We start from the raw sequence: 15,254 nt of genomic DNA, 5'->3' as shown, positions 1-15,254 counted from the left end.
GCGCTCGAATTTGCTACCAAAAGGATCTACTCCAAGTTCTCTCAATGAATCTAATTTGTCTCGACGAATTTGTAATAATTCACTTAACTCTTGGACATTATTTTCTGTTTCCAATGTATTCATCTCCTCGAATCTAGCGGTAAACGCTCAAAAAGCTTCCTAAGGGAAGCTTTCTAATGAACTAAGTATACCTTATTTTTTAATATCTACAATTTTATATTGAATATTGCCGGCTGGAACGTTTACTTCAACGATTGTTCCTTTATCTTTACCAAGCATCGCTTTACCAAGTGGGCTTTCATTGGAAATCTTATTCTCAAACGGATCAGCCTCAGCTGTTCCAACGATAGAATATTCTGTCTGGTCTCCGAATTCAAGATCTTCTACGACAACTTTACATCCAACGCTGACTACATCAACATCAACTTCGTCGTTGTTAATAATTCTCGCATTACGCAACATTTTCTCTAAAGTAATAATTCTACCTTCGATAAAAGCCTGCTCATTTTTTGCATCTTCGTACTCGGAGTTTTCACTAATGTCTCCATAGCCGATAGCAACTTTAATTCGTTCAGCTACTTCACGACGCTTGACAGACTTTAGGGTTTCTAATTCTTCTTCATATTTCTTCAAACCGTCTTGAGTCAGAATTGTTTCCTTGTCATTCATCTTTCCTAGTCCCCTGTCATGTGACCTATTTTCATACGTAGTATGAATTCACCGATTATTTAATATATTACAAATTAGTTTGATCATGCTCGCAGTTACATTTTTCTGTGTACATTCAAAACGTAAAAAGTTTGATTATTATATTCAAAGTCAAATGAATGGCTCTAATTGTCTTCGGAATGATAAGCAAACTTTTAAATATCCTAACAACTAGGATTTATATTGCAAGATTATATTGCATAGATGAATGATATGTCAATGAGATGTATGAAATCGTTTTATTTGGTATGCATTTCCTCTAAAATTCTTGTAGGTTTTTGTCGATTCATACAATATTAGCGAATAACGCTACTCATTAACCCTCTCTGCGATGACTACTATGCTTGTGTAGTCAGTTTCATCTCATCTAAAGAATAAACATATTCTTGTAGCACTTCCACTAGACGATCACGGTTCGTTTCTTCCATGATCCTATCTTTCACACGGGCCGCACCTGGCAAGCCTTTCATATACCAAGCCATATGTTTACGCATTTCACGTACGGCAACAGACTCATTACGCAGAGCAATCAGACGGTCCATATGAAGCACCGCGACTTCTAACTTCTCACGTGGTGTTGGGTCACTTGCTAGTTGGCCGGTCGTCAAATATTGAATCGTACGATATAGCATCCAAGGATTACCTAATGCTCCTCGACCTATCATAACGCCATCACAACCTGTGTGATCAAGTAATCTACGTGCATCTTCAGGCTCAAACACATCACCATTACCGATAACAGGTATAGATACTGATTCTTTTACTTGTTTAATCATATCCCAGTTTGCTTTGCCGGTGTATTGTTGCTCTCTAGTACGACCGTGAACACTTACTGCACTACCTCCAGCACGTTCAACTGCTTTTGCATTTTCAACTGCAAAGATATGCTCGCTATCCCAGCCGATACGCATCTTAACTGTAACAGGCTTATCTACAGCATCAACAACAGCAGAAACCATTTCATAAATTTTATTCGAATCAAGTAACCAACGAGCGCCTGCATCGCATTTTGTTACTTTAGGTACAGGGCAGCCCATATTAATATCGATAATATCAGCATTTGTTTGCTTATCCACGACTTTGGCCGCTTCAACTAGTGACTCACGATCTCCACCAACGATTTGTAAGCTCAATGGTTTTTCACGTTCATCAACATATAACATTTCTAATGTTCTTTTATTACCATGTAGGATTGCCTTATCACTTACCATTTCGGCGCATACAAGACCTGCACCAAACTCTTTGGCAATAAGACGAAATGCAGGATTACACACGCCTGCCATCGGTGCAAGTACCACCTGGTTTTTCATCTGGATGTCTCCGATTTTCAGCATGTAACCCCTTATCCCTCCCGAATAGTAATTAGTTCTTCATAACTAATATCTAATGTATTGGCTATTAGCTTCAATAACTTGGGGTCATTTCTTCTAGTTCCACGTTCTAGTGAACCTAGAACTGCAACAGATACACCCAGTTCTTCAGCAAGTTCGATTTGTGTAAAACCTTTTAATTTACGAAACGCTCTTACTCGTTGAGCCAGTTGATCGTTTTCCATAGTGTAATGCCTTCCTTTCTCAATTGCAGTGCTTCTACGGCGATATCTTTAACTTCATTGTATAAGAGATGCCCCTCAGATAACACGTCATGGAGTGGAACTAGCACAAATGCCCGCTCCATCATTCTAGGATGTGGCAATACCAATAATTCTGTCTCCAATGAAACATTATCATACAATAACAAATCTAAATCAATAGTACGAGGACCCCATTGCACTTCTCTTACTCTACCCAGTTGTTGTTCGATAGATAATTGCTCTAACAATAAATCAGGAGCAGTTAGCGTCGAACGAACTTCAATAACCATATTAAGAAAAGACGGTTGCTCCGTATATCCAACGGGGTCAGTCTCATATATGCTAGATATTTTAGTTATTTGGATTGAGTTGTGTCGACCAAGTGAGTCGATCGCTTGGCGTAACCATTGCTCTCGATCTCCCATATTAGAACCCATTGCAATATATGCAGTTTTAGCCGTTACTGAATTATTCATAAGAAGCTCGCTTCCTGTTCATTTCAATTGTTACACCATCAAAATGTACTTTGAATGGTGGATGTGGCTTCGTAACACGTACAGTAACTTCATGCACATTAGTATAATGCTCTAACACTTGGGAAGCAACTTGTGACGTTAATACTTCAATTAATTTGAAAGGTGGGCCTTCCACGATCCCCTTCACAAATCCATGTAACTCCGAATAATCAAGTGCATACTGTAATTCATCAGTAAGCGCAGCTTGTTGCATATCCATTATAAGTTCAAGATCGACAATGAATTGTTGACCCAAACGATTCTCTTCCGCAAACACACCATGATAACCATAGAAACGCATACCCTTTAATTGCATTTTGTCCATAACTGTTACTCCTTGTATTGTGGTAATCGATATAGTAGTGCATCTGCCATAAGGGCAGCTTTTTTCATAGCCGGTACATCATGCACGCGAACAATTTGACAGCCTTGCGTAATTCCCAGCACATTTGAAGCAATTGTGCCTTCATCGATTTCATCTACAGCCTTATTTAATGCTTCGCGAATAAATTTTTTGCGTGATGTACCTAGTAGAACAGGATAACCAAGTACATTTAATTGGTCTAGTCTAGCATGGATATCCAAATTCTGCTCGTATGTTTTCGCAAAACCTATTCCTGGATCTAACCAAATCTGATCACGTGCTACACCTGCACTCTGTGCAATCTTTACACTATCAAGTAGATCAGTTATAACTTCCTCTATGCCATACTCATTATTCGCATCAGTACGATTATGATTCAATATAACAGGACAACGATATTCTGCTACTACATGAGCCATTTGCGAATCGTATTTCAAGCACCAAATATCATTAATAATATGCGCACCAGCTTCTAACGCCGCTTTCGCAGTCGCTGCTTTATACGTATCAATAGACAACGGAATGGAAGGATACTTCTGCCTGATTGCTTCAATAACAGGTACAACTCTCTTTATTTCCTCTTCTATGGACACTGGAACAAAACCAGGTCTTGTAGATTCACCACCGATATCAATAATGTCGACACCATCAATAATAAGTTGATCTACATGTTCTAGAGCCCGCTCCACAGAATTATATTTACCACCATCAGAGAACGAATCAGGTGTAACATTTAATATGCCCATCACGAGAGTACGCTGTCCTAATTGCAAAGGAACTTGTCCTCTTAGTTGATAATTTCTTGTCCAAAATTTTGGTTGCACCACGATGTCTTCACCTCGCAATTATTCATTATATCGTAGCACGATAGGCCGCAGAAAGTTTCTTACAGTAATTACCCGCAGTTCCTTTACTTACAGATCTACGCTGACCTTCTGCATCTAGTAAAGTCGTAATGGGAATAAGCTCTTGAATAGAATTGGTCATCCAAATTTCTGTAGCTTCCCATAGTTCTTCAAATGTATAGAATCCTTCGACAACAGTAAGTCCATGCTGTCTTGCCAATTCTATTACGAATTCTCGAGTTATACCTGGTAAAATGCCCGTATCCAAATGGGGAGTATACATAATTTCGTCTTTGACGAAAAACAAATTACTAACAATACCTTCTGCAATATAACCTTTATTCGACAACATCAAACCTTCTGCTCCAACAATTGTTGCTTCACCTAATGCAAGCAATTCACGCTTAGCAATAATGTTATTCATATAATGAAGTGATTTGAAGCGATATGGACCTTCAGGCGTATTGCGAACGGTCTGCAATAATTGTAAAGCTTTCCCCTTGCTCCATTGCTCAAACGTTGGATTACTAATTGGCTTAACCATTACAACTACAGTCGGCTCATTATAATCTTGCGTAGGTAGCCCAAGTTCACCTGCACCTGCGCTTACCGTAACTCTTACATAACCATCTTCTAATTCATTAGCTTCTAGCAGCGATTGTACTATCCACTGCAATTGTTCTAACGTTATAGATAACTTAATACCAAGATACTGACTAGCAGTCTCAAGACGCTTCATATGACGCTCTAACAAGAAACTCTGTCCACCATATGTACGAAAAGTCTCGAACAATCCAAGACCGTATAAAAAGCCATGGTCATACACTGAGACCATAGCTTCTTCCGCATTCATCATTTTTCCGTTTAAATATATTTTCATTATCTAATCTCCGCATCTATCCATGTCACTACTTCGCTACAGTGAGTTTCAAGAAATTGCTCAACATGCGTAATCCATGCTCGGTGATAATAGATTCAGGGTGGAACTGTAAACCTTCAATCGGATACTCTTTGTGACGCAAGCCCATAATTTCTCCAGCTTCCGTCTGGGCAGTAATCTCCAGACAATCAGGTAATGACTCCCGACGTACAATTAAAGAATGATATCTTGTCGCCGTAAATGGTGAAGGTAGTCCATCAAACAAACCTTTGCCATCATGTAGAATTTGCGAAGTTTTACCGTGCATCAATTGCTCTGCACGAACAACCTCACCACCGAAAGCTTGACCAATCGATTGATGACCAAGACATACGCCAATAATAGGAATGACACCTTTGAAATGTTCAATTACTTCTAAGCTAATTCCCGCTTCATTCGGAGAGCAAGGACCAGGAGAAATCATAATGTGATCCGGAGCTAATGCTTCGATTCCCGCCATATCAATCTCGTCATTACGCTTAACAATAATCTCCTGACCTAAATCACCCAAATATTGCACCAAGTTGTAAGTAAATGAATCATAATTATCGATAACCAGTATCATAGTAATCCCTCCTACAATTTATAATGACAAAATAAAATATATCTCTATCTCCATCGAACTCATGGGCAACGCCCATATTCGAGGGCGAGTTACCTTCAATCCCTCAAAGCTCTACCTTCATGCTCTCCAAGTAGCACCATCGAACTCATGGGCAACGCCTATATTCGAGGACGGAATACCATCAATCCTTCGAAGCTCTACCTTCATGCTCTCCAAGCTGCACCATCGAACTCATGGGCAACGCCCATATTCGAGGAAGAGTCACATTCAATCCTTCGAAGCTCTACCCACACGCTCTTCAATCAGCGTAGCAAAGCGAGATGCCCTGCTTCGTGAGCGTTTTTCCGGCGTCAGCACCGAGAAGATGACATGAAGCTAGTGAAGCGAAGCGCGGAATGTACGTTATTGGTACATGAGCACTGGAGCGAGCGATGAATGGCATATTCGAAGCCGAATCAACTACGTAGCTATATCATCGTGATCACGTCGGAAAAGAGGGAAAGATTCGGCGTATTGGATTGCTTTCCATAGAGCCTTCGCCTTACTCAACGACTCATAATATTCACGCTCAGGATTAGAATCAATCACAATACCTGCACCCGCTTGAATATGTACCTGATCTTGTTCCATGACCATTGTCCGAATGATAATATTGAACTCCATGTCCCCATTATAATCAATCCAGCCCATTGAACCTGTATATGGCCCACGCTTAACCGGCTCAAGCTCTTCGATAATTTCCATCGTACGGATTTTCGGAGCGCCTGTTATTGTACCTCCTGGGAATGTTGCCGCAATAACGTCAAAACAATCTTTACCACTGGCTAATTTCCCTTCGATCTGTGATACCAAATGCATCACATGAGAATAGCGCTCGATAACCATTAATTCTTCTACCTTTACTGTACCATAAGTAGAAACTCTACCTAGATCATTTCTTTCTAGATCGACGAGCATAATATGCTCTGCCTTTTCCTTCTCATTGTTCAGTAGCTCTTGCACGAATAATGCTTCTTCTTCCTCTGTACGACCTCTACGACGCGTCCCTGCAATTGGGCGTGTTGCTAATTTGCCATCATATTGTTCTACTAGAAGTTCAGGAGATGCAGATACAATTTGAAATTGAGGTGTTGCTATATAACCCATATATGGTGACGGATTGAATAATCTCAACCATTCATATAATTCTGCACCTGTGGATTTCACTGCTTTACTTTGACGCTGTGACAAATTCACTTGAAATACATCGCCTTGTGAGATGTAATCTTGAATTTTCACTACCGCCTCCATGAAATCTGATTTGGCAAAAGGAGAAGAGATTCCTTCAATACTCTCCACATCAATATGCAAACTTTGCTGCTGAATATGAGCAAGCTTCCGCTCACGCTCTACATGATCTTGTGCTCGCTGTTGTTCACCTTCAAACCACGTTAGCCAATAATCCGCCATTCCTTCGGCATGTCCTACGGCTGCTTCATAAGTACGAAGCAAGTCCAACTGACTCATATCACTCGTAATTGGTCGATGCACAACACAGAAAACACAACGCTCCTGATGATCTAGTATCCACACTTCATTCATCCGCATAAAAAAATAATCGGGAACTTGTAAATCGCGCTCCGCTAGTCGAGGTAATTTCTCGATGCTACGAATGACATCGTAACCCCAAAACCCTACACATCCACCGCTAAACTTTGGACCGTTTTCTACACGCGGACTTTTGAATGGTTGCATCCATTCACGCACTGTTTCTAATGGCTTACCGTGAATTTCTTCCCAGTTCTGTGACTGTTCATCATAATTATGATAGGAAATAGTTCGTGCGACTTCATCTGTTCCATATATTAAACTCTCTGGCGAAATACCAAGATACGTATAGCGACCTACTTTACCACTTTCTAATACAAAGGCATGTGGGGAAGCATCTTTCCACACTTCACTCCAAGAAGCTACATAGTTTTGCTCTATCCAATCTAGCTCGACACGCTTTATATAAGGTAATATAGTATACTGCTGTTCTTCATGCCATTGTAGCCATGTTTCCCATGAGGTTAGCATGCTGACTTCCTCCGTTCTAACTACTTTCGCCTAGTATACAAAAACCTACCCGAAAAATAAAGTATTTTGACTGATGATTCGCTATTCTCCCTTCCAGTTGAACTGACACTTTCGTTATATATACAAAAAAGTAGAGGACTAGCCAAGCGTCAAAACGCAAGGTAGCTCCTCTACTTACTTATTTCATACTATTAATTGTCAAAGTTAAAAAGTGGAGTACTTAGGTAACGCTCACCATTACTTGGGATGATTGCTATTACACGTTTGCCAGCGCCAAGTTCTTTAGCAACTTGCAATGCAGCAGAAATTGCAGCACCTGAAGAAATACCACATAGGATACCTTCTTCTTTCGCAGCACGACGAGCATAATCAAATGCATCCTCGTTCTCAATTGTAATAACTTGATCGTAGATCTCACGATTCAAGATTTCTGGTACAAAGTTAGCACCAATACCTTGAATTTTGTGAGGACCAGGAGTACCACCTGAAAGAATTGGAGATGCAGCTGGTTCAACTGCTACAATCTTGATTCCAGGGAATGCAGCTTTAAGCACTTCACCTGTACCAGAAATTGTACCACCAGTACCGATACCAGCAACGAAAGCATCTAACTTGCCATCAAGAGAGTTAATTGCTTCAACAATCTCAGGTCCAGTTGTTTCACGATGAACTTTCACGTTTGCTTGGTTTTTAAATTGTTGTGGAATAAAGTATGTTGGGTTTTCAGCAGCAAGTTCTTCTGCTTTACGAACTGCACCATTCATACCTTCAGAACCAGGTGTTAGCACAAGATTGGCACCATAAGCACGAAGAAGGTTACGACGCTCAATACTCATTGTTTCAGGCATTACAAGAATAGCGTTGTAGCCTTTTGCAGCTGCAACAAGCGCTAGACCAATACCAGTATTACCGCTTGTAGGTTCAACGATTGTATCACCTGGCTTAATAAGACCTTGTGCTTCCGCAACTTCGATCATACTAATTGCAATACGGTCTTTAACACTTGCACCTGGGTTTTGATACTCAAGCTTTACATATATTTCTGCACTACCTTCAGGTACCAATCGATTCAAACGTACCAGTGGTGTATCTCCGATAAGATCAGTTACGCTCTGTACAATTCTTGCCATAACAATGAATCCTCCTTATTCCGACTAGATTAGTTGGCTTTGGTTATTATCTTATCAATGAAGACCTTATCTTGTCAATAGGATTTTATCAAATAATGGAAATAAATCAACAAGTATTATTTTTTAATTGCGATTGCATACTCATTCATTAATTGCTGTTGTACATCCATCAAAGATCCTACCTTTTGTAAGGCAACTTCAACTTTAGCTTTTTGTTGTCGTTGTTCTTCCGTTAGCTGTTCAGATATATTTCTCCCTGCTAAGTACAATATGGCGTAACCATCTTCTGTACTAATTGGACCAACTATATCTCCTACTTGCATGTTCGAAGCTTCTGCCAACATATTTTTATCGTAAAAAGGATCATTATATGCAATCTCACCTATGTCTCCACCCATTTCAGCAGAGTATATATCTATAGAGTATTGCGATGCCATTTCTGCGAAATTAGCCCCTTGCGTGAGCTTATTCATCACTTCATTAGCATCACTATCATTTTCACTAACAATCCAGCTTAAACGGAACTGCTGTTTTTGTTGAAATTGCTCTGGGTGACTTTCTATATAAGAAGCAATTTCTTCATCGCTAACCTCAATATCAGATATTGCGATTTTAACTAATAATTCGTGATCTCGAATATCTTCTATGACGCGTTTCTGTGAAAGTCCTAGCTGTTCTTTCATCATCTGAAAATATTGCTCTTTACTCTCATATCCGCTCGACGCTTCAGTTATTGCCTCATCTAATTCACGATCATTCAGCGTAATCGCTTTATCATGTGCTGCAAGTTCAATCGTTAAATGCAGAAGTAGTTGCTGCAACGTTTGATCTCCGTAAAGCTCCATCAATTCATCGATAAGTTGCTGCTTTGTTATATTCTTGTCTGCAATGACTGCGATTATCTCATCATTAACATTATTTCTATCATCTTCTACCGTTGAACCTTCAAGTTCAGCTGATCTAGATTGTAAATTAGGCCATAACTGCCATATAGCAAAGCTAGCTAGAGCAAACATCCCTACTGCTTGAAGGATAATTACAATTTTCAAAACATCATATTTTTTCATATCCTACTATCCTAACTTAAGATCTTGCTTCATCTCTAAGTTCCATTAGCTTCTCTTTGTTAAAATGATACTTTTCATTACAGAAATGACATACAAGCTCTGCCTCTCCAGTATCATCAATCATACTTTGTAGTTCGACTGCACCGACACTTAATAATGTAGCACTTACGCGCTCTTCAGAACATTTACATTGGAAATGTAAATCCATTGAGTCATGGATAACGAAGTCATCGCCTACTAACGAGCGAATAATACCTTCGGGCGTTTCCCCTTGATCAAGCAATGTCGTCACAGAAGGCATTGTAGCAATCGCATTTTCTAATCTCGTCAAATCCGCATCCGCTAGTCCAGGCAACACTTGAACGATCATACCACCAGCATGAATGACTGAATTATCTGCATCTACCAACACACCAACAGATACAGCTGAAGGCGTTTGTTCTGATGCTGCAAAATAATACGTGAAATCTTCACCTAGTTCTCCTGAAATAATAGGCACGCTACCACGGTAAGGTTCTTTCAAACCTAGATCTTTTGTTACATAGATAAATCCTGTTGTACCTACCGCACCTGCTACATCCAATTTGCCAAGCTCGTTGCTTGCATGATGTGCTTGCGGGTAATCAACATAACCTCTAATCTCGCCATGAGCATTAGCATCAACAACAATTTGTCCGATAGGACCGTCACCTTTTACTTGAATAGTAAGACGTTCTTCACCTTTCAACATTGCACCCATCATCGCAGCAACAGCACTTGTTCTTCCTAATGCTGCTGATGCGGTTGGGAATGTTTGATGACGTGTTTGCATTTCCCGAACGATGTTAGTGATACGTGTCGCAAATACACGCAACTTACCGCCCCATGCAGTACCACGAACGAGAATGTCTTTCTCTTGTTCTGTCATAACTATCCCTCCTGATTCCGTTCATAGATTAATCGTAACCCTTCAAGCGTTAGCATAGGATCCACGACTTCAATCGTTTCAGACTCAGCAAAAATTAATTCTGCTAAACCACCTGTTGCAATTACTTTAGGTGTTACATTAAATTCTTTCTTTATCCGATTAACAATACCATCTACTTGCCCAACATATCCAAAGATAATACCCGCTTGCATCGAGGTTACTGAATTGCGACCTACGACGCTTTTTGGTTTCGTAAGTTCGATGCGCGGTAATTTGGCAGCACGTTGGTACAATGCTTCTGTAGAAATTCCAATACCTGGCACAATTGCTCCGCCAAGATAATTTGCTTCTTCATCGATATAATCAAAAGTCGTTGCTGTCCCAAAATCAACAACAATTAATGGTGCTCCATATTTTTCGATAGCTGCCACTGAATTTACAATTCGATCTGCTCCCACTTCACGAGGATTTTCATATCGAATATTTAATCCAGTCTTAATACCAGGCCCAATAATTAGCGGAGTTTTCTTCATATACTTCGCACATAATTGCTCCAACAATCCCATTAGTGGCGGTACAACAGATGATACCGCAACACCTTCAATTTGCTCTAAACTTATACCCGCATATTGGAACAAGTTATGAATCGTAATTCCATACTCATCTACTGTTCCAGAACGATTGGTACTAATACGCCAATGATGTAATAACTGTTTTCCTTTGTATATACCAAGCACGATGTTCGTGTTGCCAACATCTATAACTAGAATCACGCTATAGTTCCACCCTTCTTCTCATTCAAGTCTAGACTAATGTCTAATGCTTGAAAAGAATACGTTAGACCGCCAACGGATATAACATCAACACCTGATGATGCCTTATCATATATCGTCTCAAGTGTGATATTACCTGAAGCCTCAACTATAACATGTGGAGATTGCTCCTTAATATACACGACAGCTTCTTTCATCGCTGAAGATGACATGTTGTCGAGCATAATAATATCAGCACCACTATTGATTGCTTCTTGAATTTGTTCCATTGATTCTGTCTCAACTTCAATTTTCATCGTATGAGGGATTTGTTTACGTGCGGATGTAACGGCAGCTGTAATACTACCAGCTCCTTTAATATGATTATCTTTAATCATAACCGCATCATATAGTCCGAAGCGATGATTATGACCACCACCAACACGTACCGCATATTTCTCAAGATTGCGATGTCCAGGTGTTGTTTTACGAGTATCAACTAGTCTAGTAGGTAGTCCTTGCAACGCTTGGACGAAACTATTCGTTTTTGTTGCGATACCTGAAAGTCTTTGCATCAAATTCAATGCAAGTCTTTCCCCAGTAAGTAGACTTCTAGTACTACCTTCTACTTCGATAATAACTGTTCCTTTACATACACGATCACCATCTTGTACGAGTGCCTTGAATGTTAACGATTCATCTACTACTTCAAATACAAGACGAGCGATGGGAATACCTGCAATAATGCCATCTTCCTTCATATGAATAACTGCTGTAGACATTGAGTTTGCGGGAATAGTTGTCTCTGTTGTAATATCTCCGCTACCTATATCCTCTGCCAACCAGCTACGAATCAATTGCTTTAACTCATGATCGTAACCGCCATTTGTCCATTCAAACATTCGTTATCCACTCCTCAGCTTGACCAGTTTCACGATTCAACACGGTATGCTTAATCCAATTTTCATCATCACGATTTGGGAAATCATCACGATAATGACCACCACGACTTTCTTCTCGGATGAGCGCTGACTCTGTAACAAGTAACGCACTAGTTAACATATTTGCAAATTCGAACTCTTCACGCTCAGTAAGTTCAGTATTGAAGATGGTCACTTGTCGCATTAATTCCTCTAAACCTTTTTCTAATCCTTCACGGTTACGTTTCAAACCAGCATACCGCACCATAACCTTTTGTAACTTCAAACGACGCTCCACAACAGGTTGTATGGCATGGATATTACGATCACCTTCAAAGTTAATATTAGGTACAGTCGTAAGCGGAGATAATAGTGCTATACGGTCCACAATTCGCTTGCCAAATACGATCGCTTCTGACAATGAATTACTTGCTAATCTGTTAGCCCCGTGTACACCTGTTGATGAAACTTCACCACAAGCAAACAATCGAGAAATATTAGTTTCTCCATTCATGTCGGTCTCGACTCCACCCATCATATAATGCATAGCTGGAGCAACAGGGATCCAATCTGTTGTTAAATCTAAACCATAGTCCAAACAATATTTATAGATCGTTGGGAAACGATGCTTAATTTTCTCTTCCGTCTCATGCGTAATATCAATATATACAAACGTAGATTTACTCTCTTCCATTTCACTTACAATGGCACGAGCAACAACATCTCGCGGAGCAAGTTCTAATTGTTCATGATATTTGTCCATAAATCGTTCGCCTTTAATATTACGTAAATATGCCCCTTCACCGCGAACCGCTTCTGAAATTAAGAAGCGTGGTGCGCCCGGATAACATAATGAAGTTGGATGGAATTGAATAAATTCCATATCACGCACATTAGCACCAGCACGATATGCCATGGCAACACCATCTGCTGTAGCAACTTCAGGGTTCGTTGTATATCGATACAGTTGGCCTGAGCCACCAGAGCACAGTATAGTAGCCTTACCGCGCAAAAATAGACGTTCTCCGTTACTCTTCTGAACAATTACGCCATAACAAATACCTTGTTCTGTAACAAGATCAATAACGAAGTGATTATCCCATACATCTATATTAGAGTTAGCAATTGCCTTCTCAGAAAGAGCTCGCACAATTTCAAATCCTGTAGCATCTCCATTGGCATGCAAAATACGACGCTGACTATGAGCCCCCTCTTGTGTAAGAGCGTACTCTCCATTTTCTACGTCGAATTGTGTACCTAACTTAATTAAATTTTCTACACCCTCTGGTCCTTCATGAGCAAGTATATCTACAGCCGTACGATCACACAGACCTGCACCTGCCATTATTGTGTCTTGCAAATGATATTCAGGTGAGTCGTCTGCAGATATCACTGCAGCAATACCACCTTGCGCATAACGAGTATTGCTATCTAACAAAGATTTTTTTGTAATCATTACAACCGATTGATGCTTACTAGAACGAAGCGCAGTAAATAAACCGGCTATACCTGCTCCGATTACGATGACATCAGTATCCACCACTGGCAAGCTCTGAATATCAATATCAACTAAGTATCTTGGAATCACTGTAGTACCCTCCAAACTTCCTATAAGTGCCCGGTCGACCGGCGTGTTTTCGATGGGGAGGCATATTCGATACCGACTAAGCTACGTGAACATAATCTTCATTAACAAAGCCCGCTATTTAAACTACCTCTATAAATCGATGTTCAAATAGCGGGCTTTTAAAAGCCCACAAGATGGCCTACAGCGAAAAACGAGTAGCGCAGCGTACACCATGTGTACCTGAGCATCTAAACTGTTTCTGAAAGAAACATGCCTCGGAAGCTTATGCTAGATTTTCGATGGGGGACATATTCGATGTCGAATAAGCTACGTAAGCATCCCCATCGTTATCAAAGTCCGCTTTTTGAACTACCTCTTACTTCACTAATAACATGCGCTCCAACGATAGTCGTGCCTGATCAGCAACATGAGGTGGTACATAAATTTGAGGTTGCATTGTTTCTAAACATTTAACAAGCTTTTTCAAATTATTAACCTTCATGTTAGGGCATACTAAGTATTTAGAGGCAAAGTGGAATGACTTATTAGGACTATCTAAACGTAGTTGATATCCTGTGCCATCTTCAGTGCCCACAATAAATTCTTGGCAAGGTGATTCTTTACAATATTTTATAATCGCAGTTGTACTTCCTACAAAGTCTCCAAGTTCTACAACTTCCGGACGACATTCAGGATGGACAACAAATTGTGCATTAGGATATTTAGCTTTCATTTCTTCTACATCTTTGACGGTTAACATATCATGCGTATTGCAATAACCTTCCCAGATAATCATCTTCTTGTCTGTGTTCTGTTGTACATAATGACCTAGGTTTTTATCTGGAACCCAGATTACTTCGTCACCTTCGACAGAATTAACAACATTCAATGCATTAGCTGAAGTACAACAAATGTCCGTTTCAGCTTTTATCTCAGCTGATGAGTTAATATATGTGACAACTGTAGCGTTAGGATGTTGTGCCTTTAACTTGCGAAGACCTTCCACATTAACCATATCTGCCATCGGACAACCAGCTCGCTCATCTGGGATAATTACTGTTTTATTAGGTGCAAGAATTTTTGCGCTCTCGCCCATAAAGTGAACACCACAAAAAACAATAACCTCAGCGTCAGTTTGAGCAGCTTTTTGTGCTAACAAGAAAGAGTCTCCACGGAAATCGGCAACCTCTTGAATTTCATCTCTTTGATAGTAATGTGCTAATATAATGGCATTTCGTTCTTTCTTAAGCTCCATAAGACGTTCACGCAATTGACGGTTCTGTTCTTGTTTGCGCTCTAGCGCTAATGTTTCCACTCTAGATCCTCTCCTCTATGCACATTGGCCTTGCTATTATTTACAATGT

Annotated in this window: 17 protein-coding genes (1 of these 17 running past the window's edge); all 17 read right to left on the bottom strand. The window is 40.0% G+C overall.

Going from position 1 to position 15,254, the window contains the following annotated elements; genetic code table 11:
• A protein-coding gene (gene lysS / locus NAG76_07205) for a lysine--tRNA ligase (GenBank protein ID URN96013.1) crosses the window boundary here: on the bottom strand, positions 1-123 show its 5' end (the start). The gene continues 1,395 nt to the left of window position 1, outside the view; only the first 123 of its 1,518 coding nucleotides appear in the window; the start codon lies at positions 121-123; the stop codon falls past the left edge of the window.
• 69 nt (positions 124-192) lie between these two features.
• A complete protein-coding gene (greA, locus tag NAG76_07200; protein URN96012.1) occupies positions 193-669 on the bottom strand; it encodes a transcription elongation factor GreA in 477 nt (158 codons plus the stop codon).
• Between the two features lie 377 nt (positions 670-1,046).
• On the bottom strand, positions 1,047-2,042 hold the full coding sequence (dusB, locus tag NAG76_07195; GenBank protein URN96011.1) for a tRNA dihydrouridine synthase DusB: 996 nt from the start codon (positions 2,040-2,042) through the stop codon (positions 1,047-1,049).
• A gap of 8 nt (positions 2,043-2,050) precedes the next feature.
• Positions 2,051-2,263 (bottom strand): helix-turn-helix transcriptional regulator, encoded by a 213-nt coding sequence (locus tag NAG76_07190; protein ID URN96010.1) that lies wholly within the window; start codon positions 2,261-2,263, stop codon positions 2,051-2,053.
• Positions 2,233-2,757: a 2-amino-4-hydroxy-6-hydroxymethyldihydropteridine diphosphokinase gene (folK, locus tag NAG76_07185; protein URN96009.1), complete on the bottom strand. Its 525-nt coding sequence runs from the start codon at positions 2,755-2,757 to the stop codon at positions 2,233-2,235. Before folK ends, NAG76_07190 begins: the two co-directional genes overlap by 31 nt.
• Entirely contained in the window at positions 2,750-3,121 is a 372-nt protein-coding gene (folB, locus tag NAG76_07180; protein ID URN96008.1) for a dihydroneopterin aldolase, read from the bottom strand. Before folB ends, folK begins: the two co-directional genes overlap by 8 nt.
• A 5-nt stretch (positions 3,122-3,126) precedes the next feature.
• On the bottom strand, positions 3,127-3,984 hold the full coding sequence (gene folP, locus NAG76_07175) for a dihydropteroate synthase (protein ID URN96788.1): 858 nt from the start codon (positions 3,982-3,984) through the stop codon (positions 3,127-3,129).
• A 28-nt stretch (positions 3,985-4,012) separates the two neighbouring features.
• Positions 4,013-4,885 carry an aminodeoxychorismate lyase gene (gene pabC, locus NAG76_07170; protein URN96007.1) on the bottom strand — a complete coding sequence of 291 codons (873 nt, stop codon included), beginning with the start codon at positions 4,883-4,885 and terminating at the stop codon, positions 4,013-4,015.
• Positions 4,886-4,913: 28 nt separating this feature from the next.
• The gene (pabA, locus tag NAG76_07165) at positions 4,914-5,489 is read right to left on the bottom strand and encodes an aminodeoxychorismate/anthranilate synthase component II (protein URN96006.1); all 576 of its coding nucleotides are present in this window, start codon (positions 5,487-5,489) and stop codon (positions 4,914-4,916) included.
• A 459-nt stretch (positions 5,490-5,948) separates the two neighbouring features.
• On the bottom strand, positions 5,949-7,547 hold the full coding sequence (locus NAG76_07160; GenBank protein URN96005.1) for an anthranilate synthase component I family protein: 1,599 nt from the start codon (positions 7,545-7,547) through the stop codon (positions 5,949-5,951).
• A 191-nt stretch (positions 7,548-7,738) separates the two neighbouring features.
• Positions 7,739-8,677 (bottom strand): cysteine synthase A, encoded by a 939-nt coding sequence (gene cysK, locus NAG76_07155; protein URN96004.1) that lies wholly within the window; start codon positions 8,675-8,677, stop codon positions 7,739-7,741.
• Between the two features lie 116 nt (positions 8,678-8,793).
• Positions 8,794-9,744 carry a peptidylprolyl isomerase gene (locus NAG76_07150; protein URN96003.1) on the bottom strand — a complete coding sequence of 317 codons (951 nt, stop codon included), beginning with the start codon at positions 9,742-9,744 and terminating at the stop codon, positions 8,794-8,796.
• A 16-nt stretch (positions 9,745-9,760) separates the two neighbouring features.
• The gene (hslO, locus tag NAG76_07145; protein URN96002.1) at positions 9,761-10,651 is read right to left on the bottom strand and encodes an Hsp33 family molecular chaperone HslO; all 891 of its coding nucleotides are present in this window, start codon (positions 10,649-10,651) and stop codon (positions 9,761-9,763) included.
• A gap of 2 nt (positions 10,652-10,653) precedes the next feature.
• Positions 10,654-11,424, bottom strand: coding sequence for a type III pantothenate kinase (locus NAG76_07140; GenBank protein URN96001.1), 771 nt, complete (start codon positions 11,422-11,424; stop codon positions 10,654-10,656).
• A complete protein-coding gene (gene nadC / locus NAG76_07135; protein ID URN96000.1) occupies positions 11,421-12,305 on the bottom strand; it encodes a carboxylating nicotinate-nucleotide diphosphorylase in 885 nt (294 codons plus the stop codon). Before nadC ends, NAG76_07140 begins: the two co-directional genes overlap by 4 nt.
• On the bottom strand, positions 12,298-13,911 hold the full coding sequence (gene nadB, locus NAG76_07130) for an L-aspartate oxidase (protein URN95999.1): 1,614 nt from the start codon (positions 13,909-13,911) through the stop codon (positions 12,298-12,300). The genes nadC and nadB overlap by 8 nt, the downstream gene beginning before the upstream one ends.
• Positions 13,912-14,266: 355 nt before the next feature.
• Positions 14,267-15,205, bottom strand: coding sequence for a quinolinate synthase NadA (gene nadA / locus NAG76_07125; protein URN95998.1), 939 nt, complete (start codon positions 15,203-15,205; stop codon positions 14,267-14,269).
• Positions 15,206-15,254: the final 49 nt, after the last annotated feature.

Source organism: Candidatus Pristimantibacillus lignocellulolyticus, from assembly GCA_023639215.1.
GTDB classification, from domain to species: domain Bacteria; phylum Bacillota; class Bacilli; order Paenibacillales; family Paenibacillaceae; genus Pristimantibacillus; species Pristimantibacillus lignocellulolyticus.
The sequence above is the reverse complement of the archived record's forward strand: the minus strand, read 5'-3'. Positions and strand labels throughout refer to the sequence as shown.

Excerpts from the sequence above, each read along its gene's own strand:
- nadC (URN96000.1), bottom strand. The coding sequence starts at position 12,305 with ATGTTTGAATGGACAAATGGCGGTTACGATCATGAGTTAAAGCAATTG.
- cysK (URN96004.1), bottom strand. The coding sequence starts at position 8,677 with ATGGCAAGAATTGTACAGAGCGTAACTGATCTTATCGGAGATACACCA.
- NAG76_07160 (URN96005.1), bottom strand. The coding sequence starts at position 7,547 with ATGCTAACCTCATGGGAAACATGGCTACAATGGCATGAAGAACAGCAG.
- folK (URN96009.1), bottom strand. The coding sequence starts at position 2,757 with ATGAATAATTCAGTAACGGCTAAAACTGCATATATTGCAATGGGTTCT.
- pabA (URN96006.1), bottom strand. The coding sequence starts at position 5,489 with ATGATACTGGTTATCGATAATTATGATTCATTTACTTACAACTTGGTG.
- pabC (URN96007.1), bottom strand. The coding sequence starts at position 4,885 with ATGAAAATATATTTAAACGGAAAAATGATGAATGCGGAAGAAGCTATG.
- dusB (URN96011.1), bottom strand. The coding sequence starts at position 2,042 with ATGCTGAAAATCGGAGACATCCAGATGAAAAACCAGGTGGTACTTGCA.
- folB (URN96008.1), bottom strand. The coding sequence starts at position 3,121 with ATGGACAAAATGCAATTAAAGGGTATGCGTTTCTATGGTTATCATGGT.
- NAG76_07190 (URN96010.1), bottom strand. The coding sequence starts at position 2,263 with ATGGAAAACGATCAACTGGCTCAACGAGTAAGAGCGTTTCGTAAATTA.
- greA (URN96012.1), bottom strand. The coding sequence starts at position 669 with ATGAATGACAAGGAAACAATTCTGACTCAAGACGGTTTGAAGAAATAT.
- NAG76_07150 (URN96003.1), bottom strand. The coding sequence starts at position 9,744 with ATGAAAAAATATGATGTTTTGAAAATTGTAATTATCCTTCAAGCAGTA.
- hslO (URN96002.1), bottom strand. The coding sequence starts at position 10,651 with ATGACAGAACAAGAGAAAGACATTCTCGTTCGTGGTACTGCATGGGGC.